Source organism: Myxococcus sp. MH1 (assembly GCF_059738865.1).
Map to the genome: position 1 here is coordinate 3,307,054 of NZ_AP026947.1, position 19,536 is coordinate 3,326,589.

General features: G+C 68.6%; 15 protein-coding genes. 12 read left to right on the forward strand and 3 right to left on the reverse strand.

All coding sequences use genetic code 11. From position 1 onward, the window contains the following. The first annotated feature begins 123 nt into the window (after positions 1-123). The 4 genes from AC6JA9_RS13415 to AC6JA9_RS13430 all read left to right on the forward strand — a co-directional run bounded on the left by AC6JA9_RS13415 (position 124) and on the right by AC6JA9_RS13430 (position 5,740). Entirely contained in the window at positions 124-3,399 is a 3,276-nt protein-coding gene (locus tag AC6JA9_RS13415; RefSeq protein ID WP_497959863.1) for an RCC1 domain-containing protein, read from the forward strand. 171 nt (positions 3,400-3,570) lie between these two features. Then, positions 3,571-4,398 carry a hypothetical protein gene (locus AC6JA9_RS13420; protein WP_497959864.1) on the forward strand — a complete coding sequence of 276 codons (828 nt, stop codon included), beginning with the start codon at positions 3,571-3,573 and terminating at the stop codon, positions 4,396-4,398. Positions 4,399-4,643: 245 nt separating this feature from the next. After that, positions 4,644-5,162 carry a helix-turn-helix domain-containing protein gene (locus tag AC6JA9_RS13425; RefSeq protein WP_408891715.1) on the forward strand — a complete coding sequence of 173 codons (519 nt, stop codon included), beginning with the start codon at positions 4,644-4,646 and terminating at the stop codon, positions 5,160-5,162. A gap of 29 nt (positions 5,163-5,191) precedes the next feature. After that, positions 5,192-5,740: an IS630 family transposase gene (locus AC6JA9_RS13430; RefSeq protein WP_408891716.1), complete on the forward strand. Its 549-nt coding sequence runs from the start codon at positions 5,192-5,194 to the stop codon at positions 5,738-5,740. A 335-nt stretch (positions 5,741-6,075) separates the two neighbouring features. Here the strand turns inward: AC6JA9_RS13430 and AC6JA9_RS13435 are convergent, their stop codons facing one another. Continuing rightward, positions 6,076-6,819, reverse strand: a complete 744-nt coding sequence (locus AC6JA9_RS13435) for a hypothetical protein (RefSeq protein WP_223785309.1) — start codon at positions 6,817-6,819, stop codon at positions 6,076-6,078. Between the two features lie 364 nt (positions 6,820-7,183). Between AC6JA9_RS13435 and AC6JA9_RS13440 the strand changes: the two genes are divergently transcribed. Together AC6JA9_RS13440 and AC6JA9_RS13445 are read left to right on the forward strand one after the other, a co-directional pair. Continuing rightward, positions 7,184-7,513 (forward strand): hypothetical protein, encoded by a 330-nt coding sequence (locus AC6JA9_RS13440; protein WP_497959865.1) that lies wholly within the window; start codon positions 7,184-7,186, stop codon positions 7,511-7,513. A 306-nt stretch (positions 7,514-7,819) separates the two neighbouring features. Further along, the gene (locus tag AC6JA9_RS13445) at positions 7,820-8,386 is read left to right on the forward strand and encodes an imm11 family protein (RefSeq protein ID WP_223785008.1); all 567 of its coding nucleotides are present in this window, start codon (positions 7,820-7,822) and stop codon (positions 8,384-8,386) included. A 71-nt stretch (positions 8,387-8,457) separates the two neighbouring features. Here the strand turns inward: AC6JA9_RS13445 and AC6JA9_RS13450 are convergent, their stop codons facing one another. Next, on the reverse strand, positions 8,458-9,462 hold the full coding sequence (locus tag AC6JA9_RS13450; protein ID WP_223748957.1) for a hypothetical protein: 1,005 nt from the start codon (positions 9,460-9,462) through the stop codon (positions 8,458-8,460). 278 nt (positions 9,463-9,740) lie between these two features. Here AC6JA9_RS13450 and AC6JA9_RS13455 point away from each other — a divergent pair, with 278 nt between their 5' ends. The 4 genes from AC6JA9_RS13455 to AC6JA9_RS13470 all read left to right on the forward strand — a co-directional run bounded on the left by AC6JA9_RS13455 (position 9,741) and on the right by AC6JA9_RS13470 (position 14,363). Continuing rightward, positions 9,741-10,934, forward strand: a complete 1,194-nt coding sequence (locus AC6JA9_RS13455; protein WP_473571395.1) for a J domain-containing protein — start codon at positions 9,741-9,743, stop codon at positions 10,932-10,934. 164 nt (positions 10,935-11,098) lie between these two features. Continuing rightward, the gene (locus AC6JA9_RS13460; RefSeq protein WP_483577485.1) at positions 11,099-12,676 is read left to right on the forward strand and encodes a hypothetical protein; all 1,578 of its coding nucleotides are present in this window, start codon (positions 11,099-11,101) and stop codon (positions 12,674-12,676) included. Positions 12,677-12,729: 53 nt separating this feature from the next. Beyond that, the gene (locus AC6JA9_RS13465; protein WP_223748960.1) at positions 12,730-13,848 is read left to right on the forward strand and encodes an NAD(P)-dependent alcohol dehydrogenase; all 1,119 of its coding nucleotides are present in this window, start codon (positions 12,730-12,732) and stop codon (positions 13,846-13,848) included. Further along, the gene (locus AC6JA9_RS13470) at positions 13,845-14,363 is read left to right on the forward strand and encodes a DUF4334 domain-containing protein (protein WP_223748961.1); all 519 of its coding nucleotides are present in this window, start codon (positions 13,845-13,847) and stop codon (positions 14,361-14,363) included. Before AC6JA9_RS13465 ends, AC6JA9_RS13470 begins: the two co-directional genes overlap by 4 nt. On the opposite strand, the gene AC6JA9_RS13475 is transcribed toward AC6JA9_RS13470, so the two are convergent. After that, entirely contained in the window at positions 14,356-14,880 is a 525-nt protein-coding gene (locus tag AC6JA9_RS13475) for a DinB family protein (RefSeq protein ID WP_408891074.1), read from the reverse strand. The two genes, AC6JA9_RS13470 and AC6JA9_RS13475, sit on opposite strands and share 8 nt — an antisense overlap. A gap of 693 nt (positions 14,881-15,573) precedes the next feature. Here AC6JA9_RS13475 and ltrA point away from each other — a divergent pair. Further along, positions 15,574-17,007 (forward strand): group II intron reverse transcriptase/maturase, encoded by a 1,434-nt coding sequence (ltrA, locus tag AC6JA9_RS13480; RefSeq protein WP_408888341.1) that lies wholly within the window; start codon positions 15,574-15,576, stop codon positions 17,005-17,007. Between the two features lie 25 nt (positions 17,008-17,032). Beyond that, positions 17,033-19,489 carry a helicase-related protein gene (locus AC6JA9_RS13485; RefSeq protein WP_497959868.1) on the forward strand — a complete coding sequence of 819 codons (2,457 nt, stop codon included), beginning with the start codon at positions 17,033-17,035 and terminating at the stop codon, positions 19,487-19,489. The last annotated feature ends 47 nt before the right edge of the window (positions 19,490-19,536 follow it).

A 19,536-nucleotide genomic window follows, 5' to 3' on the forward strand; every position in this document is an offset into this window, starting at 1 on the left:
GCTCGTGGAGTGCTGCGTCATCATGACGAACCCGGCGGGGTCTTGTTCTTTGCCCTGGTGAGTGCTTGGTTCCCGACCTGTTTGAAGAGGGGGAACACACTCATGAGTCGTGGCACGAGACGGATGTCTGGCATCGCGTTGTTGTGCGTGTTGTGGATGGCGGGCTGCTCTGGGAGCGCGCCCGAGGAGGCGACACCCGAGCTCGGCACCTCTCGCGCCGCGGAGGGGTTCTCCCGTCAGGGAACGGTGCTGGCGGGGCGCAATCACTCACTGGCCCTTCGCTCGGATGGGACGGTGTGGTCCTGGGGTGGCAACACCTTCGGACAGCTGGGCAACGGCACGACGCGTTCGCGCCCTCACCCTGGTCGGGTGTGGCGCTTGTTCGACATCCGCTCGCTCGGCGCGGGGGAGCTGCATTCGCTGGCGCTGAAGTCGGACGGGACGGTGTGGGCCTGGGGCAACAACCTGAATGGACAGCTTGGAGATGGGAGCACGACGTCACGCCCCGTCCCCGTGCCGGTGTCTGGGTTGACGAACGGCGTGGCCATCGCCGCGGGCTTCTCCCACTCGCTGGTCCTGAAGTCGGACGGGACGGTGTGGGCCTGGGGCAACAACGCCGCGGGACAGCTCGGGGACGGGACGACGACGCGGCGCGTGTCCCCGGTGCAGGTGCAGGGCCTCTCCGGCGTCATGGCCATCTCCGCGGGCAACGTCCACTCGCTGGCGCTGACGGCGGATGGTCGGGTGTGGTCCTGGGGCGGCAACGCGGATGGGCAACTGGGGACCGGAGACCTCGTGGGCCGCTCGCTGCCCGCGGTGCTCCCGGGCCTGACGGGCGTGACGTCGGTGTCGGGCGGTGGCTCGCACACGGTGGCGCTGCGGGTGGATGGCACGGTGTGGAGCTGGGGCAAGAACGATGACGGACAGCTCGGGCTGGGCTCCACGGCGGTGACGCTGGTCCCCACGCAGATTCCCGCGTACGGCGGCGTCGAGGCGGTGGTCGGCGGCGGGCAGCACACCGTGGCGCTGAAGGGGGATGGGACGGTGTGGGCGTGGGGCAGCAACGCGCGCTCCCAACTGGGAGACGGGACGATGCTCCCGCGGCTGTCTCCCGTGCAGGTGCCAGGGCTCACACAGGTGCGGGGTGTGTCGGCGGGCGGCGGACAACACTCGGTGGCGGTGAAGGCGAGCGGCGAGGTCTGGGCCTGGGGTTCCAACAGCGACGGTCAGGTGGGAGATGGGTCGTACCTGATGAAGTCGATGCCCGTGGCGACGCGCGCGTGGCTCGAGCGGGCCGAGGCCTCCGCGGGGGTGGGGCACTCCCTGGCCGTGAAAGCGGATGGCGCCGTCTGGGCCTGGGGCAACAACCAGAGCGGGCAGTTGGGCAATGGGTCGACGGTGTCGTCCTGGAGTCCGCTCCGGGTCACGCTTCCGGGGGCCTCCCTGGCGGGCTCGGTCGCCGCCGGAGGTGTGCACTCGATGGTCCTCCGGGAGGACGGCACGGTGTGGGCCTGGGGCGCCAATGGCTACGGCTCCATCGGAGATGGGACGACGACCTCGCGGCCAACGCCGGTCCAGGTGCAGGGGGCGTTGGTGGCCACGGCCGTCGCCACCGGAGTCCGTCATTCGCTGGCCTTGAAGGCGGATGGGACGGTGTGGGCCTGGGGCTGGAACTCCATCGGACAACTGGGAGACGGGACGGTGCTCACCCGGCTCTTGCCCACGCAAGTCCCGGGATTGTCGGGTGTCGTCTCGATTGCCGCGGGCGAGGCGCATTCGTTGGCCTTGAAGGCCGACGGCACGGTCTGGACGTGGGGACACCACAGCCCGTCCTGGATGGAGCTGGACCCCGATGATCCACCTCCGCCGGGGCTCGTGTCTCCGCTGCAGATGGCGGGGCTCTCGGAGGTGGTGGGGGTGGCGGGCGGCAACAGCCACTCGCTGGCGCTCAAGTCGGACGGAACGGTCTGGGCCTGGGGCAACAACGATTCGGGGCAGTTGGGAGACGGCACCTTCACGTCGCGGATGACGCCGGCGCAGGTGGTGGGGCTGTCGGGCGTGGTCGCCGTGGCCGCGAACGGCCTGTACTCCAGCGCGCTGAAGGCGGACGGGACGGTGTGGACGTGGGGCGCGAACTCCTCGGGGCAGCTCGGCGGAGGAATCTCGCTGTCGCGCGCGCTGCCCGCGCAGGTCGCGAGTCTCTCCACGGTCCGGTTCCTGGGCGCGGGGCAGGCGCACTCCCTGGTGGTCAAGGACGACGGGACGCTGTGGTCCTGGGGGAACAACTACTCCGGTCAGATTGGGGATGGGGCGCAGGACCTGACGGCGTTCCCCGTTCCGTCCCTGGTGACGCGCGCGCGTGGGGTGGCCGCGGCCTCGAATGTCTCGATGGGTGTGACTCCCGAGGGCAAGGTCCAGACCTGGGGTGCGAACACGTGGGGGCAGTTGGGAGACGGAACCCGCATCACCCGGCCGGAGCCCGGCGAGGTGGCCGGGCTGACGGGGGTGATGGCGGTCTCCATGGCGTATGACCATGCGTTGGCGCTGAAGTCAGACGGGACGGTGTGGGGCTGGGGGGCCAACTCCGGAGGCGTATTGGGAGACGGGACGCGGATGCAGCGCTTCACTCCCGTGCAGGTCGCGTCCGCCCTCCGGTTCCAGGCCATCTCCACGGGCTCGGCTCACAGCCTGGGGCTGGCGGAGGATGGGACGGTGTGGGGCTGGGGCGGGAACATGCATGGAGAGGTCGGGGATGGAACGCAGACCCTTCGCTCGTCGCCGGTCCAGGTGCAGGGGCTGACGCAAGTGATTGCCATCTCCGCGGGGAACTCGTTCTCGCTGGCCTTGAGGGCGAACGGCACCGTGTGGTCCTGGGGGAGCAACATGAGCGGCAGATTGGGGAACAACTCGACGGTGTCGCGCTCGGTGCCAGGCCAGGTGCCGGGGCTCACGGGCGTCACCGCCGTGGCGGCGGGGAACGGCCATGGGCTGGCCTTGAAGGCAGATGGCACGGTCTGGGCGTGGGGGGCCAACGCCTACGGCGAGGTGGGGGATGGGACGACGGTCAACAAGCTCGTGCCCGTCCAGACGCGGGTGTTGACGGGGGTGACGTCCATTGCCGCGGGGGTGAATCACAACCTCGTCATCACGGTGGGAGGGCTGGTCTGGGCTTGGGGACGCGATGAGCGGGGGCAGCTCGGAGACGGAGCTCCGTCCGCGGCGACGCTCCAGCCCGCGAGGGTGAGCTCGCTGGGGACCGCCGTGGCGGTTGCCGCGGGTGGGGACCATTCCCATGCCATCCTCGCGGACCGGAGCCTCTGGTCCTGGGGTGGCAGTAGTTACGGACAGCTTGGCTCCGGGCTGTCCCTGGTCCGGGCGGCCCCCGTGCAGGTCTGGTGAGTCGGGAGACGCGATGCGTGGGTGTAGCCAGGGCCGTCACGCTCCAAGTCTGGGGTGTGACGGTTCGGGTCACAAACCAACTCACGCACAGGGAGTCGTAGTGTTGGGTATGGTTTTTGTAGCCGGGTTGCACTCTCCGTCGGGATTTCCCTGCGGACATCGGAGTGCCCCATGCGCCTGAACCTGACCCACGGCTCTCGTTTGCTGGCCGCAGTGTTTGCCCTTGTCCTGCCCTCCACGCAGTCCTTGGCAGAGGAGCCGGTCTGCGTGGAGTCCCGCGGGCTGAAGCACTGCGGCCTGAACGGCGCCTCGGTGAAGAGGACGGAGGAGGGCGTCCGGGTGGAGGGCCAAGATTCCTCCGTGAAGGGCGGCGTCGTCATCCAGACGGAAGCGGCCACGAACTGGACGGCGGGAATGTTCATCGAGGGCGTGGGGGATGAGCAGACGTCCCGGACAGTCTTCTCCTCCACGTCGAAGGAGGGCAATACGAGCACGGCGACCCTGGAGCAGGTGAATGGGAAGGTGGGTTATTCGGCCGCCTTCTCCCGGGACGGGCAGCAGTTGACCTACTCCGTGTTCATCTATCGTGACGGCGCTCTGCAGGCCTCCTTGGGAGGCATTCGCAGTGGAGAGGTCACGGTCCACTCGGTCCAGAACCCCGAGCTGCCGCCCATCGTGCGCCCTCTTGGCATGACCTACGATGCTTGCATGCAGGCCTGCTTCAGGCTCTCCTGCGCCTATTGCGAGCATTTGTATAATGGCGCCCAGCGCACCCTTCCTGGAGGGGCCCGCGAGTGGCAGTTCGACGTCTCCCATCCAGAGCTCCACCTCAAGGACGGGCGTGTCGTGGAGGGGGACGAGGTCGTCATGCGCGAGGAGCTCCACAAGTCGAAGCGTCAGCTCCATCCGTTGGGCGCCGAGCAGATTCAGATCCAGACCACGGCCCCGGCCATCGAGCTGCGTGACGAGAACGTCACCCGCGCCTGTTCCACCCGGTAGCGCCCCCAGCGAGTCGAAGCCTGTCAGGAGTGAATGGGCCGCGGCGCTCCAGGTTGAATCCGTGGGTAGTCTGATTCAGATGAGAGGATTCCTCAGGCCGCCTGCGGCAATGCGAGTTGTTCGGCGTCTGGAGGCCCTCCTGGCGCCAGATCGGGTGTGCTCTGTCTGGACACATGCGGTGGCCATCTAAGTAGGTCGCCGGAAGTTCCGAGACAAATGCCGGTCGCATGCGCATTTTCTGGACCATGCGACCGGCAAGGAGCCCTGCCGAACTGGGGCTGACAGCAGAGGACAGGCGGAAGCTGGAGCATGCGCTGCGAAGCGTGCGCGACGCCCGCCACTTCCGTCGACTACTGGCAGTGAGACTCCTCGCAGAGGGCAAAGGCCCGGGCGAGGCTGCGCATCTGGCAGCCCTGAGTCGGCCAGCCGTCTACTTCTGGCTGGAGCGCTATCTGGCGCAGCGTGACCCCGAAGCGCTGCGAGATGCCCCGCGGCAGGGGCGGCCGAGGAATGCGCCGCGCCTGACGGCCGAGCGCCTGCGCGAAGTCGTCCGAGGCAGCCCAGAGAAGCAGTCCTGGGCGAGCCACGGCTGGACGGTGCCGCTGCTGTGCACGCACCTGAAGCGACAGGGCATCGAGGTGTCGCCCCGTACACTGCGCCGCCGGCTGCACGAGGCGGGCCTGGCGTGGAAGCGGCCACGGTACGTGTACGCCACGGCGGCGCCCCATCCAGGGCAGAAAAAGGGGGCCTTGTCCGCCGTCTGAAACGGCTCAAACGCCTGTTCCCCCGGGCCGTGCTGCTCGTCATGGACAGCACGGTGCTGCGGTGGTTTCCGCCGCTGCGCGCCGCCTGGGCCCCCAGGGGAGAGCAGGCCGTGGTGCCGATTACAGGCGAGAACGCCAAGCGCACACTGTGGGGCGCCATCAACCCTCGCACCGGCAAGCGCGTGCTGCTGGCAACCCAGCGCGCCAGACGCGAAGACTTCATGGATTTTCTGCGCGCCCTGCGTGCCGCCTACCCCGGTCGCCCTCTGCTGCTGGTGTTGGACCGCGCCAGCTGTCACACGGCCCAGAAGTCCCAGCAGCTCGCCGCTCGCCTCGGAATCCACCTGCTGCTGTTGCCCAAGCAGCGCTCAGAACTCAACTGCATGGACCACTTGTGGCGCTCCCTGAAGCAACGCGTTTCCGCCAACCGTCAGTACCCCACGGTCGAGCAGCACGTCGGCGCCGCCATCCGATGGGTGCTGGGCCTTTCTGCACGGGACGCCCTCCGCAAGGCCGGCTGCCTCGCCGAGGGCTTCTGGCTACGCGATTTGTTAGAGAACTTCTGGCGACCTACTTAGCCCCAGGAAAATGCGGATGCGATGGTAGGTGTACCTCGGATACCCCGGCGCCAGCTCTCGCATCCGCTCTACGACAGGCCGCACTTTCTGGGCCTTGTGCGACGCGTTTCCGAGGGACGAGCGCGGCGCTGTCCACCCGCCGAGTATGCATGCTGCTGCGGGTGGACAGCCCCGTGCTCGGGCATACTCCACCTACTTCCTTCGCGAGGTGGCTCGGAGGTAACCGTCTGGGTTGGCGCGGAAGCGCCAGCCCATGATGCGAGGGCCGCTCCGCTGTTCGAACTGCTCGCGAAGTCGCTGCCAGTCATGAACAGTCTCTAACGGAAGTCTGCGCTCTATTTCGACGGCTCGAGCCCTGCTTGGCGGTCTAGAAAAAGAGAGAGTTCCCCTCGGTTCGCGAGGTCGCGTCCCCGCGTGAATTCCTCGAACATGGGGGCGGGAGCCAGCCAGTACGGCAGGTCGGTCTGTCCAGCCATTCCGCCTTCTCGAAATATGGCGTCACTTGGAACTCTCTGATCCAGCTTCACGAAGAAGACAACACCGCCGACCATCAATCGCACCATGTTGATCCCGCTTTTCCTATCGAACTGAGGTGCTCGGTACGCAAAGACCCCATCATCGCCCTGCTCTCGCCGGAGCCGGAATCCGACTGCGTTCACGCTTGAGTGGATCGGCGTGCCTCGGAAGGAGATGTCCTCCAGTATCGCTCTGTACGGCCCCAACTGGATGCGCCCCAGGGCGGGCTTGGTTGATGCGTACTTCCACAGGAGAGCGGCAAGAAAGCGGATGATGTCGTCACCCCGGGTGCCAGCAAGCCGATGTATACCCTCCGGCTTTCCAGCGGCGTCGGCCCGGAGAGCATCGAGAGATTGCTTTGCGCCTCCTTCCCACTTTCCGATCGTGTTGTCGCAGTCACGGCATAGGATGTCCCTATCCCAGATGCCGGACTGGGTGTCCGCATACTCTCCGGAGTCGCGAACAACGGCATGCGCCTTCCCGACCTGGACCTCACGCGCGAAGGCCTTGGGGATGAGGTGGGCTTTGATAGTTTTGGAATCTCTGCAGATTAGGCACGGCATTCGAAACTCCTGTGCAGGCGACAATAGCCCCATCAAGCGCGTGGTCCTCGTGAGGCGCCAGAGACCGATAGCCAGTTCTGAGGAACCCGTCCGTGGATCATCGGTGCTGAATCTATACCTTCGGCTTTCTTGCTCGAACAAAAATGCATCCATCCGACCGTCAGCATCCGGCAGTTAGAGTGCGTCCAGATGGAGCCGGAGGGCACTCTCCACCCGGCGCAGACTCACTTGTCTGGGCGGCCGGTGCCTTGCCCTCGACACCCAGCACACAGCAATCGCGCAAGATCGTGCATGCTATATTCTGGCATGGCCCCCGGCCGCGCCGGGCCTCACTGCCCTGAATGGAGCGGATGGAGGAAATGACATGCCGAATCGACTGGTGGTACTGGTGGCACATCCGGATGACAATCAGCGGTACGAAAACCGCTGGAACTCGACGATGGAGCAGCTCCTATTCATCACGACGAACCCGAAGATCTTGACCCAGTGCCAGCGTGCATTGGACGGCAGCAACCAGTGGGTCTACGTGCAGAGAATGGCTTACGGGCGTCACAAAAGCCGCGTCATCGGCCGCGTGAAGGTGGCACGGTTCGACGAGGAGGAGCTGCGCGTATGGTTCGAGAACTGGGAGGACTATGACGCCGCACCCTCGCCAGCGTTCGGAGGTTCTACTTTCGCCAACTTTCCCGAGTGACACGCCGGCACTCCAACTTTCGCTTTGCTTCGCGGCGGCAACGGAGACCCAGTTGGCGCGCGAGTGCGCTTGCGGACAGAATGAAATTACTCCAGTCTCGTGGCTCTCCCTCACATGGTGTAGAGCCCCCTCGGGAGAGCAGGCAGACACGGCAGACTGCTGGTGGCCGGAACAGGTAAAGGGTGTGCTTTAAGGGCTGTTAGTCACCCGAGGCGTGAATCAGACGACTGGCCCGGGAAGTCACGATGCGCGGCACGGAGCTGAAGATGCTCGTCACGCGAGGAACGGCGCCGTAGGTTCTCGACCATGGGGCAGCGCTTCTGCGAATTGCACGACGATGTCCAGGTCCCAGGACGGTGGCACCTGGATACGCCCGTTGATGGCATGGGCCGAGAGGTGCATGCGCCGGACCGGTTCCGGCAGGGCACCCCGGTCCAGGTCGAGGGGCGCCTGGGAATCCCTGTCGAAGCACCAGGAACGCCCTTGGACTTCACGGAGGCAGGGCTGCGCATCCCGGTCGTCCAGGTCAGGGTCGCCGAGCTCTTCGCGGAGCTGGCCCCAGCAGACGTTCAGCTCATCCCCGTGGATATCCAGGGGCACGCAGACCAGTACCTGCTGCTGGTCGCCACCCGTCTCATCCGTTGCATCGACGAGCATGCTTCCCGCATCCGGCTTTGGACCCACGAGGACGGAGTGCCCGAGAAGGTGGGGCACTACGCTTCCGTGAGAGACCTGCGCATCGACAAGTCGAAGGTGGGAACCGCCAGGGTGTTCAGACCCGAGGGCTGGACGGGCGCCCTCATCGTCTCGGAGGACCTCAAGCTCGCGCTGGAGCACGTCAATGCCACGGGGGTGAAGTTCACGGAGGTCTAGCAACCTCCCAAACGAAACGGCGGCGACCTCCGCGTGGGAAGTCGCCGCCGTGGGTGCATCTCAGCCGTGAATCACTCCACCCAGTGCTGGACCGTCAGGATGCGGAAGTCCGACGCGGTGTCGACGAAGAAGTGCACCTGCACGCCCGCCCACGGGCCGTTCTCGTAGTGCATGTGGCAGCCCTTGAACGTGCGGCCCGCGGTGCGCGCGGCCAGGTCCGCCTTGCCGTCCGTGACGATGTCGGCGTCAATCGCGTTGTACCGGTTCGCCGTGCTCACCGCGCTGTGGACGTAGTTGCGCACCTCGGTGGCGTCCGCCAGGTAGCCCCGGTCCTCGAACTGTCCCGAGCGGCCCGTCAGGTCGATGCCGAAGCAGTCCGCCGAGGCGAGCCGGTCCGTGCCGTAGGCCCCGTCCAGGATGGTCTCGATGTTGAACCCCGTGCTCATCTTCACCTCCCACTCGTCCTCCGGCAGCGCGTTCACCGCGGACACCAGCATGTCCAGCGAGTAGCCGATGGTGGCCGCGTTGCGCAGGTTGCGCAGGCTCACCGCGCCGATGCCGAACGCGTCGGAGATGCCCAGCACGCTCGTGAACGGACGCAGGTTGATGAGGCTCGTCGCCCCGTTCCACGCGTACGGCAGCACGGCGTAGAGCGTGTTCGTGCTCGCCGTGTTCACCAGCGTGACGATGGCCGCGGCGTCCGACTGCGACAGCGCCAGCTCGTCGTAGATGCCCAGGCAGCTCTGGTCGATGTACTCCTCGGCGCGCGCGCCGTGCTCCAGCTGCTTCAGCCGCACCGGGCCCATCTCCGAGACACCGGAGAGCCGCGCCAGCGTCGTGAAGGGCGCCACCGTGCGAGCCGCGATGATGTTGTTGGCCGCGTCGCTGGGCAGATACCGGTCCAGCTTGAAGAAGCTCGCCGTGTTCGCGAACTGCAGGATGCCTTCACACTCCGGCGCCACGTCGACGTCCGTCGTGGTGAGCGGCGCCTGCTCGTTCTGGACCGTGTCGGCCGGCGCGGAGGGCTCGGCCGGCGGAGCGGATTCGGTGGGACCACAGCCAACCAGCAGACTCATGGAGAGAAGGGCTGAGCCGAGACGACGCATCGAGGACACCCGTGGGGACAGCGAGGGAGGTGCTCCCTTACCCAGGCCCTCGGGTAGCAGGCAATCCGTGAGACAGATGAAATTTTGTGATGACAAGAAAAGTGTCACCAGCGCGCGACTCCGGCCCGGTGGATGACACCGAATCGTGACGTGCGGTGGGTTTCTGGACCTCCGGGTGGGAGTCGGGCATGCCGGAGGGCTCCACCTCGGGGATTCGCTCTGGCGGCCCCACCCGGCGAAGGAAGTGCATGCGAGCCTGTCCGTGCTGCCTGGAGACGCTGACGCCAGGTCTGCTGGGCTTCGGGAGCCGGCGCCTCGCGGGCCACTGCGAGGCGTGTGGCGACGCCGTCTGCCAGTCGTGCCTGAGCGTCGAGTCGCTCGCGGCGGCGGTGTTCCAGAAGCGCGCGGGCGCCTCCGAGGCGGGGTCCAGGAAGGTGAAGGGGCGGGTGTGCCGCTCGTGCCTGTGGGAGGCGCTGGTGGAGGCGGGGCGCACACCTTCTTTCGCCGCCCCTCGCGGGCAACGTGAGCGCGCGCGCCGCGCCGCTCGGGAGACCTGTACGCATGCCGAGGTGAAGGCCTGCATGGGTTTCTGCCCCACCTGTGGCGACGAGGTGGTCTGGAAGAGCGAGCACGGCAACCCCGCGTGCGAGGCCTGCGGCGCGCCGTCACATCGGTTCTTCAACTGCTGCTGGAACTGCGGGGAGTCGTTCGATGAGCAGAACGTCCCCCAGTCCGTCGCCCGCGGATACCGGCTCGACTTCGACTGCGACGCGGAGGACTGCGCGGGGAAGCTCGCGTGGCTGATGCCGTTCTGTCCGTGGTGCGGCGAGGAGAAGCACTGGGAGCATCCCGGGGCGCTGGAGTGCGAGGCCTGCGAGGTCCAGGTGGACCGGGGCTGGGCGTTCTGCGTGCGGTGCGGTGAGGAGGCTCCGCTCCCCGACGCGTGTCCCCGGTGTGGCGTGGGCCTGGACGAAGCCGCCTCCGCCGCGCGCTGCGAGCAGTGTCAGCACGTGGTGTGCGGTGAGTGCTGCGACGTCGTCGTCACCGCGTCCGGAGGTGAGTCGCGGGAGCGGCTGTTGTGCTCGAGCTGTGGCGAGGGCGCCGAGCCCGTGGCCGACGCGCGCGCGCCCGAGGAGCCCGACCCCGAGCCCTCCGAGGCGGAGGAGGACGCGCCTCCCGAGGACGACGAGGAGGAGGCCGCCAAGGAGGAGCCCGCGCCGCGGCCCCAGGCTCCACCTCCGTCACCGTGGGAGGTGCTAGGCGTCGTCCGAGGCGCGCCGCTGGCGGACGTGAAGCGCGCCTATCTCGCGCTCGTCGCCCAGTACCACCCCGACAAGGTGGCGCAGCTCGGACCGAAGCTCCAGGCGCTGGCGCAGGAGGAGACGCGCCGCATCATCGAGGCGTGGGAGCACATCCGGAAGCACTCGCGCCCCAACGGGTGACGGCCGCGCTCGCGTGCGCCGTGTTCCGGAGTGAACGAGCGCTTCGGCGGGGCCTCCGCGCCGCACGCATGGAGAGGAGGGAGGCAGGCTGGAGCCTCGTGTCTTGGCGGCCCCGTGCGCCGTGCCCAACCTGTCGCCCGGGTGTGTTTCGGGAGGGAGACACCGTGGCTGACTGGCGTGGCTTGGGCGCATGGCTCGTGTTGTGTCTGGGGATGGCCGGCTGTGATGGAGATGATTCATCGCCTCCCGTGGCCTCTTGTGAGGCCACCGCCTCCTGCGAGCCGGCTCCGGGAGTCCCTCCCGACGCGGGCACTCCGGATGCGGGCGTACCAGACGCGGGGACTCCGGACGGTGGAGGTGCTCCCGACGGTGGCGGCGCTCCCGGTGAGTCGGATGGCGGCACCGTCCCGCCCGAGGACGGTGGCACCGCGCCGCAGCCCGGCAAGACACTCTGGCTGAACCATGAGCGCCAACCCCTCCACGACATGGCCGCGAGCGTCGGCACCACCTGGGATGGGGCGTCCATCTACACGGCCTCCATCCAGGGCTCGTCGACCTCGTTCGGGCGCGCTGACGGCGCCTCGTCCCAGCTCGAGCTGAAGCGCTACACGCCCGATGGCGCCCGCGTGTGGACGCGCTCTTTCGCGCTGCATCCTTTTGACGGCGAATCTCCGATGGATGTCTCGGGGACGGTCGCCATGAGCGTGTCGTCCACGGGCCGGCTCTATCTGATGACGGAGGTCCGCCATGGCACCGTGTCGATGGACACGCCGAGCCAGCCGCTCAGCGGCCTTGCCCTGTCCCGCTTCAACCCGGAGGGGCGCGGGGAGTGGTCCCTGCCGCTGCAGGGGCTCAACGAGGTGGGACTCGCGCTCGTGGCCAGCCGGGACGATGGCGCCTACGTGAGCGTGCGCGCCTCCCATCCGTACTCGGAGGCGCTGCGGTGCGCTCCGACGGAGAACGCGCTCTATCGCATCAGCGCCTCGGGCACCGTCGTGTGGCGTCAGCGTGTCTCCGAGCCGGAGTGCGGCAACTACCGCGCGGAGGCGGTGAGCCTCGCGGTGCTGCCCGACGGCGGTGTGGCGCTGGGCGGCTCATTCTTCGGCACGGTCCGCACGGCGAAGGGGACCTTCACCGCCCTGGGCCAGTCTCCCTTCCTGGCCACGTTCTCCCGGGAGGGACAGCTGACCTGGTTCAACGCCTTTCCCCGCGCCAACGGCTGGGTGACGAGCATCGGCACCACCGCGAAGGGCACGCTGGTCGCATCGGGGAGCATGGAGGCCGGCGAGCTGCGCTGGGGCTCGCAGACGCTGCGCGACAGGCTCGCCTTCCTCCTGGTGGCGGAGGCCGCGGGCACACCGCGCTGGGTGAGGAGCCTGGGCCGCTCGGAGAAGGTCGTCATCGCCGTGGAGCCCGCCGGACGCGTGGTGGCGAGCGGCCTGTCGCGCGACTTCCCGCACCCCGCGCCGGGCGCGAGCGACCCCGCGCAGAACCCGCAGCTGTTCGCGCGCCGCTTCAACCTGGAGGGCCGCGAGTTGTGGAACCGCTTCTTCCTTCGCTCCGGAGGTCCGTCCAACCTCTTCTCCGAGCAGGTGGTGAGCGCCGTGCCCTCCGGCGAGGGGAACGGCAGCACGCTGCTGTTCGGCCACTTCTCCCACACCGAGGACTTCGGGACGGGCTCCCTCGTCCCCGACGCCACCGACACCTTCCTGCTCAAGCTGGGACCCGGCGACGCGTTCTGACCCGGACTCGGAGCCCTGGTGCTTTTGTTGGCGGTCTGCCAATAATCCAGGGCATGACGCTTCCGGTCCGTGCCGCGGTGCTGCGGGAAGTGAATGCGCCCTTCGTCCTGGAGGAGGTGGAGCTGGACGCGCCCCGCCAGGGGGAGCTCCGGGTCCGGGTGCACGCCAGTGGCATCTGTCACACGGACTTGAGCTACCGGGCGGGGCAGGGGCGCTTCGCGTTCCCCGCGGTGCTGGGCCACGAGGGCGCGGGGGTGGTGGAGTCGGTGGGTGAGGGCGTCGCGGGCTTCGAGCCTGGGGACGCGGTGGTGCTCAGCTACTACTCCTGCCGCGCGTGCGGCACCTGCGCGCACGGACAGCCCGCGTACTGTGAGCAGGGCTACGCGGGGAACTTCTCGGGGGCGCGGCCGGACGGCACGTACCCGATGCGCTGGCGCGGCGAGCCCATCCGCTCGGGCTTCTTCCACCAGTCGTCCTTCGCCACGCACGTGCTGGCGCACCAGCACAACGCGGTGAAGGTGGCGAGAGGTGCGCCGCTGGAGCTGCTGGCGCCCCTGGGCTGCGGCTTCCAGACGGGCGCGGGCGCGGTGCTGGAGTCGTTCCGGCTGCAGCCCGGACAGCGGCTGGCCGTCTTCGGCGTGGGCGCGGTGGGGCTGGCGGCAGTGATGGCGGCGCGCGTGGCGGGCGCGGCGAGCATCTTCGCGGTGGACCTGGACGCCCGGCGGCTGGAGCTGGCGCGGGAGCTGGGCGCCACCGACACCTTCCTCGCGGACGAGCCGGAGCTGACGCGCACGGTGCTCAAGAAGACGCGGGGCGGGGTGGACTTCGCGCTGGAGTGCGTCGGCTCGCCGAAGGTGCTGCGACAGGCGTTCGACGTGACGCGCCCCTTGGGGACGTGCGGGTTGCTCGGCCTGCCGGGCGCGGACGCACAGGTCTCCATCCCGATGACGGCGCTGCTGTTCGGCAAGCGGCTGGTGGGGATGCTCGAGGGCGACGCCGACCCGAAGCGCTTCATCCCCCGCCTGGTGTCGCTGCACGCGGAGGGGCGCTTCCCCATCGAGAAGCTCAGCCGCTCGTACGACTTCGAGGCCATCAACGACGCGGTCCATGACATGGAGTCGCGCACGGCCATCAAGCCCGTGCTGCGCATGCACACAGGAGCGGCACGATGAGCTTCGACGAGGTGGTGAAGGCGGGGACGCTGAGCCAGGCGGAGGCGCTCGCGCTGTTCGACAGTCTGGGGCCGGTGGAGCTTGAGTCCCTGGTGGGCACGTGGAAGGGCAGTGAGCTGCGCACCGGACACCCTATGGACGGGATGCTGGGCGCCACGGGCTGGTACGGCAAGCAGTTCCTGGACGCCGAGAGCGTGCACCCGCTGCTGTTCTACACGGAGGACCGCGCGGCGGTGTTCCCGGTGGACCCGCGGAAGTGGCCGTCCCCGACGATTCGTGGCCCCGTGGGGCCGCATCGCGCCGACGTGGAGACGTCGAAGTTCAAGGCGCGCCTGCGCAAGGTGGAGTACCGGGGCCAGCTCAGCGCGACGATGATCTACGACGACTGGCCCACGCTCGACGTGTTCCGCCAGGCCGACGAGAACACGCTCCTGGGCCTGATGGACGCGCGCGGCATGCCGTCGCCGTACTTCTTCGTGCTGCGGCGGGACGCGAACGCGCCGGCGCTCAAGTAGGGGGCACGGCCAGCACGAAGCGCGCGTAGCCCAGCTCCGCCGCGTTCTTCATCAGCTCCACGTTGGCCCAGGCGACGATGTCGCCGAAGGGCTTGCCCGTGAGCGGCCAGCGCGTGCGCGCGCTCGACCGCAGGTCCTCGTCGGTGAGGCGGGTGATGGCCTCGCGCCACGTGTCGTGCAGGCCGACAATCCACGCGCGCACCGCGTCCGCGGAGCCGGGCCAGACGACGGCCTCCCGCGTCAGGGTGCCGTCGCCGAACGAGTGGTTGTGCACCATGGACCACCAGAAGCCCAGGTGCCACGTCAGCCAGGCCACACTCGCGGGGCCCAGGTCATAGCCCTCGTGCTCGGGCCATTGGGCGCGCCAGTGTCCCTGCGCGTCCTGGCTCACGTGCAGGCCCACCGACGCGGGGCGCCGCAGGCAGTCCTCCGTGGTGAGCCCCTCCAGGTGGTAGCGGGTGAGGGCCCACGCGATGTCGAGCTGGCCCAGGAGCGTGTCTCGGACGGGGTTCGCCATGGGGCGCGACCCTAGGGGGCTTTGCCGGGGCCGTCCATTCCAGGGGGCCCAGGTCAGGACGCGGCGCGCCCGCGCGTGCGTGCCCAGCCCAGGAGGCAGCCGAGGATGGGTTGGAAAGCCGTCGCAGGGCGCGAGGCCGGGCGCGAGGTTAGACTCTCCGCAATGGTGCGTCCTGAAGGACGAGAAAGAGGAGCACGTCCATGCTCCACCAGACCTGCGGGTGAGAGTCCCGTCCGGGTAGACACCGGAGTGCCCGGTAGCAGGCCCCAGCCGGTCGCCGAGAGGCGGCAGGCCACAGCGGGGCGTCAAAAGCCTCCGACAGGGAGGGAGCAAGAGCACGGGCCGCAACATGAAGTGAAGCCTGCCGCCTCGACAGAGACACAATGGGAGAGCCGAGCCGAGCATGTCACGGTGAAGGCCAGGTCCGCTGCGGACGAGTCCGGGTGTGAAGCAGCGGAACTCCCCGGGGTATGGGGCGCGGCACGTGTTCAAGGAGTGGTGGGGAACAGGAGAGACCCGACTGCGCAGCCGTCGTCGCGGCAGGGCCCCGCGTATAAGCCGAAGGCGAAAGCGAGGGGAGTGCAGCGGGAGTCCGAGGGGGCCGTAGTACCGATGAGGGGCGTGCAGGACAACGCGCCCGGAGGGAAGGGCCCCTGCTTGAGTGGTGCTTGGGTGGGAGGTAAGCGCGAGGGCATGAGCCGCCACGGCGGCTCCAATCTCCCCGGTGGACCAGAGTCCACCGACAAAGTTCGACGACTCCAGCGCAAGCTCTTCGTGGCAGCCAAGCGGTGCAAGGAGCGCCGTTTCCATGCGCTGTATGACCGAGTCCACCGGAGTGACGTCCTGTGGGAAGCGTGGGAGCGGGTTCGACGCAACAAGGGCGCGGCTGGCGTGGATGGAGTCACGCTGGCGGCGGTGGAGCGGTACGGCGCGCAGCGGCTGGTAGAGGAACTGGGCGAGGTGCTGCGAGCAGGAGCGTACAGGCCGCCCGCGGTACTGAGGCGGTACATCCCCAAGGCGGACGGGAAGCGAAGGCCGCTGGGCATTCCGACGGTGAAGGACCGCATCGTGCAGATGGCGGTGAAGTTGGTGCTGGAGCCGGTATTCGAGGCGGACTTCCTGCCGTCCTCGTATGGCTTCCGGCCTCGCCGAAGCGCGTTGCAGGCCCTGGAGCGCATCCGGGAGGTAGTCAATGCCGGATGTCGCCACGTGCTCGACGCGGATATCCGCGATTACTTCGGCAGCATCGAGCATGAGCTGCTGATGGAGCGGGTGGAGCGACGGGTGTCGGACCGCAGGGTGCTCAAGCTGCTGAGGCAGTGGCTGAGTGCGGGAGTGGTAGAAGAGGGCCGGTACTCCGAGACGGTCTCGGGGACGCCGCAGGGCGGAGTGGTTTCTCCGTTGCTCTCCAACATCTACCTGCACGTCTTCGACAGCGTGTGGCAGCGGCAGTGCGCGCGGGTAGGCGAGCTGGTGCGCTACGCGGATGACTTCGTGGTGCTGTGCAAAAGCCGCGAAGCTGTCGAGGAGGCTGAACGAAGAGTGCGAATCATCTTCGAGAGGCTGAAGCTACGACTGCATCCGGAGAAGACGCGGCGAGTGGAACTCACCGAGGGCAAGGAAGGCTTCGACTTCCTGGGCTGTCACCTGCATCAACGCATGTCGGGCAAGCTGCTGGAGGAGCGTGGCCTCAAGCGCTACTACCTGCACAGATGGCCGTCAGCGCGGAGCATGAAGCGGGTGAGGGCCCGGGTGAAGGAGCTGACGAGTCGTCAGCGGTACGGGGTGAAGGACGTGCGAGTCATCATCGCCGACCTGAATCCGGTGCTGCGAGGGTGGGGCAACTACTTCCGCAGCGGGAATGCAGCCCGGAAGTTCAATCAGCTCGACTCCTACGTGTGCAGGCGGCTGCACCAGTTCATGGTGAAGCGCAGGGGAAGGAACCTGCGAGCCGGACAGGCTCACGAGTGGAATCGGGAATGGTTCTGGGGACAGGGGCTCCACCGATTGCGTGGGACGATTCGTTACCCGAAACCGTGCATGCTGCACGACAACACTCTCGTTAAGCCGTATGCGGGAAAACCGCACGTACGGTTTGAAAGGAGGCGGGTGGAAACGGGCCGCTGACCGGTACCGCGCCACCCATCTACCAATGAACTCCAGCGCATCCGGCCGTTCGTCCGTCGTCGTGGCGGAGCTGGGGCCCACGAACACTGGAAAGACCCACCGGGCCATCGAGCGGATGCTCGAGCACGACACGGGCATGATGGGGCTGCCGCTGCGCCTGCTCGCCCGCGAGGTCTACGACCGGGTGACCGCCCGGGTGGGCGAGGGGCGCGTGGCGCTGATGACGGGCGAGGAGAAGCGCCTGCCGCCGCGCCCCGACTACTGGATCTGCACGGTGGAGGCGATGCCGTTGGACCGCGCCGTCGACTTCCTGGCGGTGGACGAAATCCAGCTCGCCGCGCATCGCGAGCGGGGACATGTCTTCACGGACCGGCTGCTCCACGCGCGAGGCCGCAAGGAGACGTGGTTTTTGGGCGCGGAGACGATGCGGCCGATGGTGCAGTCGCTCATCCCGCACGTCTCGCTCAAGCGGGCCACGCGCCTGTCGCAGCTTCGCTACGCGGGCCGGCGCTCGTTGAAGAGCCTGCCGCCGCGCTCCGCGGTGGTCGCGTTCTCCGCGGACCGCGTCTATGAGCTGGCCGAGGCGCTGCGCCGGCTGCGCGGTGGGGTGGCCGTGGTGCTGGGCGCGCTGTCGCCCCGGACGCGCAACGCCCAGGTGGCGATGTACCAGTCCGGGGAGGTGCAGTACCTGGTGGCGACGGATGCCATCGGCATGGGGCTGAACCTGGACCTGGGCCACGTGGCCTTCGCCTCGCTCTCCAAGTTCGACGGCGCCGAGCAGCGGGAGCTGTTCCCGGACGAGCTGGCGCAGATCGCCGGCCGCGCGGGGCGCCATCTGAACGACGGGACGTTCGGCACGCTGAACACGCTGGAGGAGCTGCCGCCTCGGGTCGTCACCGCCATCGAGACGCACCACTTCCCCGCGGTGCGCAGCCTCATCTGGCGCAACGCGGAGCTCGACTTCGCGAGCCCCGAGGCGCTGTTGGACTCGCTGTCGCGGGCCCCGCGCCACAACGCCTTCGTCCGGGTGGAGCGCGCCGACGACTTCGATGCGCTGAAGGACCTCTCGCACCTGCCGGCCGTCCGCGACGTCGTCACGGACCGCGCGGGCGTGGAGCTGCTGTGGCAGGTCTGCCAGATCCCCGACTTCCGCAAGGGGCTGTTCGGTCAGCACGTCAGCCTGTTGCGGGAGACGTTCCTCCAGCTCACCGCGGGGGACGGGGTGCTGGACGCGACGTGGCTGGCCAAGCAGGTGTCGCCGCTCGATGACGTCTCCGGGGACATCCACACGCTGATGGACCGGCTGGCCGCCATCCGCATCTGGACGTACATCAGCCACCGCTCCAGCTGGCTGCGCGACGCGGAGCAGTGGCAGGAGCGCACGCGGCACATCGAGGACGCGCTGGGGGATGCGCTGCACGAGCGCCTGGTGGAGCGCTTCGTCCAGCGGGCCGCGCGCAGGAGCGCACGGCGCTTCGTGCGGGCCTCCGCCACGCCCGCGGCGAGCTCGGACAACCCGTTCGCGAAGCTCGGCGCGCTGTTGGGCGAGACCGGCTCCGCGGAGGGACTGATGACCGAGGAGCAGTTCGTGCAGCGCGTGGTGGACGCGACGCACGAGGTCTTCGAGGTGGATGGGTCCGGGAACATCTCCTTCGAGAGCCAGCCCCTGGGGCGGCTGGTGCGCGGCACGGACCGGCGCTCGCCGCAGGTCGCGCTCGCGGAGCCGGAGGTGTGGACGGGCGGCGCGAGGCGGCGACTCGAGCGTCGGCTCCATGCGCTGGCCCGCGACCTGGTCACGGAGGCGATGGGCGGGTTCCCGGCGGAGTCGCTCACCGGGGCGGGGCGCTCGCCGCCGACGCGTGGGCTGGCGTACCGGCTGGCCGAGGGTGTCGGACTGATTACCGTGGGCGAGGCGCGCGAGCAGTGGGCGCTGCTGGACGAGGAGTCGCGCGAGCGGCTCAAGGCCGTGGGCGTGCGCGAGGGCCGCCGCTTCGTCTACGTGGCCGGCGCGCTCGCTCCGCAGGCGCTGGAGCGCCGGTGCATGCTGACGGCGCTGTTCCTCCAGAAGCCCGCGCCGCGCGGGGTGCCCCGTGAGCCCGTGCTCGACGCGGCCGGATGGAATGTGCGTGAGGCGCGAGCCTTCGGCTACGAACTGCTGGGGCCGGTGGCGCTGAGAATCGACCTGGTCGAGCGGCTGGGCGAGGCGCTGCGCCATCCTCGCGGTGCCGCCGAGGTGCAGGCGTTGACGCGCGAGCTGCGCCTGGAGGGCGGGACGCGTGCCCTGGTGCTGCGCGAGCTGGGGGGCGCGCCTCCGGGGACCGCGTCGAAGCGGCGGCGTCGCCGACGACGAGGGAAGTCGCCCTCGATGGCCCCGGACAAGGCGGGCACGCATGGCCCGTCCGCACACACGGGGACGCGCCCGGTCCCCCGTCGCGATGGCCCGGAGTCTCGCGGCGCACAGGGAACGCCCAAGTCGGACTGACGTCGGTGGCTCGCCTCGCGGCGCGCGGGAGTCATCCGGGGCGGATG

Bases quoted from the DNA above. Each gene is read 5' to 3' on its own strand.
- AC6JA9_RS13415 (WP_497959863.1), top strand. From the start codon at position 124: ATGTCTGGCATCGCGTTGTTGTGCGTGTTGTGGATGGCGGGCTGCTCT.
- AC6JA9_RS13420 (WP_497959864.1), top strand. From the start codon at position 3,571: ATGCGCCTGAACCTGACCCACGGCTCTCGTTTGCTGGCCGCAGTGTTT.
- AC6JA9_RS13425 (WP_408891715.1), top strand. From the start codon at position 4,644: ATGCGACCGGCAAGGAGCCCTGCCGAACTGGGGCTGACAGCAGAGGAC.
- AC6JA9_RS13435 (WP_223785309.1), bottom strand. From the start codon at position 6,819: ATGCCGTGCCTAATCTGCAGAGATTCCAAAACTATCAAAGCCCACCTC.
- AC6JA9_RS13440 (WP_497959865.1), top strand. From the start codon at position 7,184: ATGCCGAATCGACTGGTGGTACTGGTGGCACATCCGGATGACAATCAG.
- AC6JA9_RS13445 (WP_223785008.1), top strand. From the start codon at position 7,820: ATGGGGCAGCGCTTCTGCGAATTGCACGACGATGTCCAGGTCCCAGGA.
- AC6JA9_RS13450 (WP_223748957.1), bottom strand. From the start codon at position 9,462: ATGAGTCTGCTGGTTGGCTGTGGTCCCACCGAATCCGCTCCGCCGGCC.
- AC6JA9_RS13455 (WP_473571395.1), top strand. From the start codon at position 9,741: ATGCGAGCCTGTCCGTGCTGCCTGGAGACGCTGACGCCAGGTCTGCTG.
- AC6JA9_RS13465 (WP_223748960.1), top strand. From the start codon at position 12,730: ATGACGCTTCCGGTCCGTGCCGCGGTGCTGCGGGAAGTGAATGCGCCC.
- AC6JA9_RS13470 (WP_223748961.1), top strand. From the start codon at position 13,845: ATGAGCTTCGACGAGGTGGTGAAGGCGGGGACGCTGAGCCAGGCGGAG.
- AC6JA9_RS13475 (WP_408891074.1), bottom strand. From the start codon at position 14,880: ATGGCGAACCCCGTCCGAGACACGCTCCTGGGCCAGCTCGACATCGCG.
- ltrA (WP_408888341.1), top strand. From the start codon at position 15,574: ATGAGCCGCCACGGCGGCTCCAATCTCCCCGGTGGACCAGAGTCCACC.
- AC6JA9_RS13485 (WP_497959868.1), top strand. From the start codon at position 17,033: ATGAACTCCAGCGCATCCGGCCGTTCGTCCGTCGTCGTGGCGGAGCTG.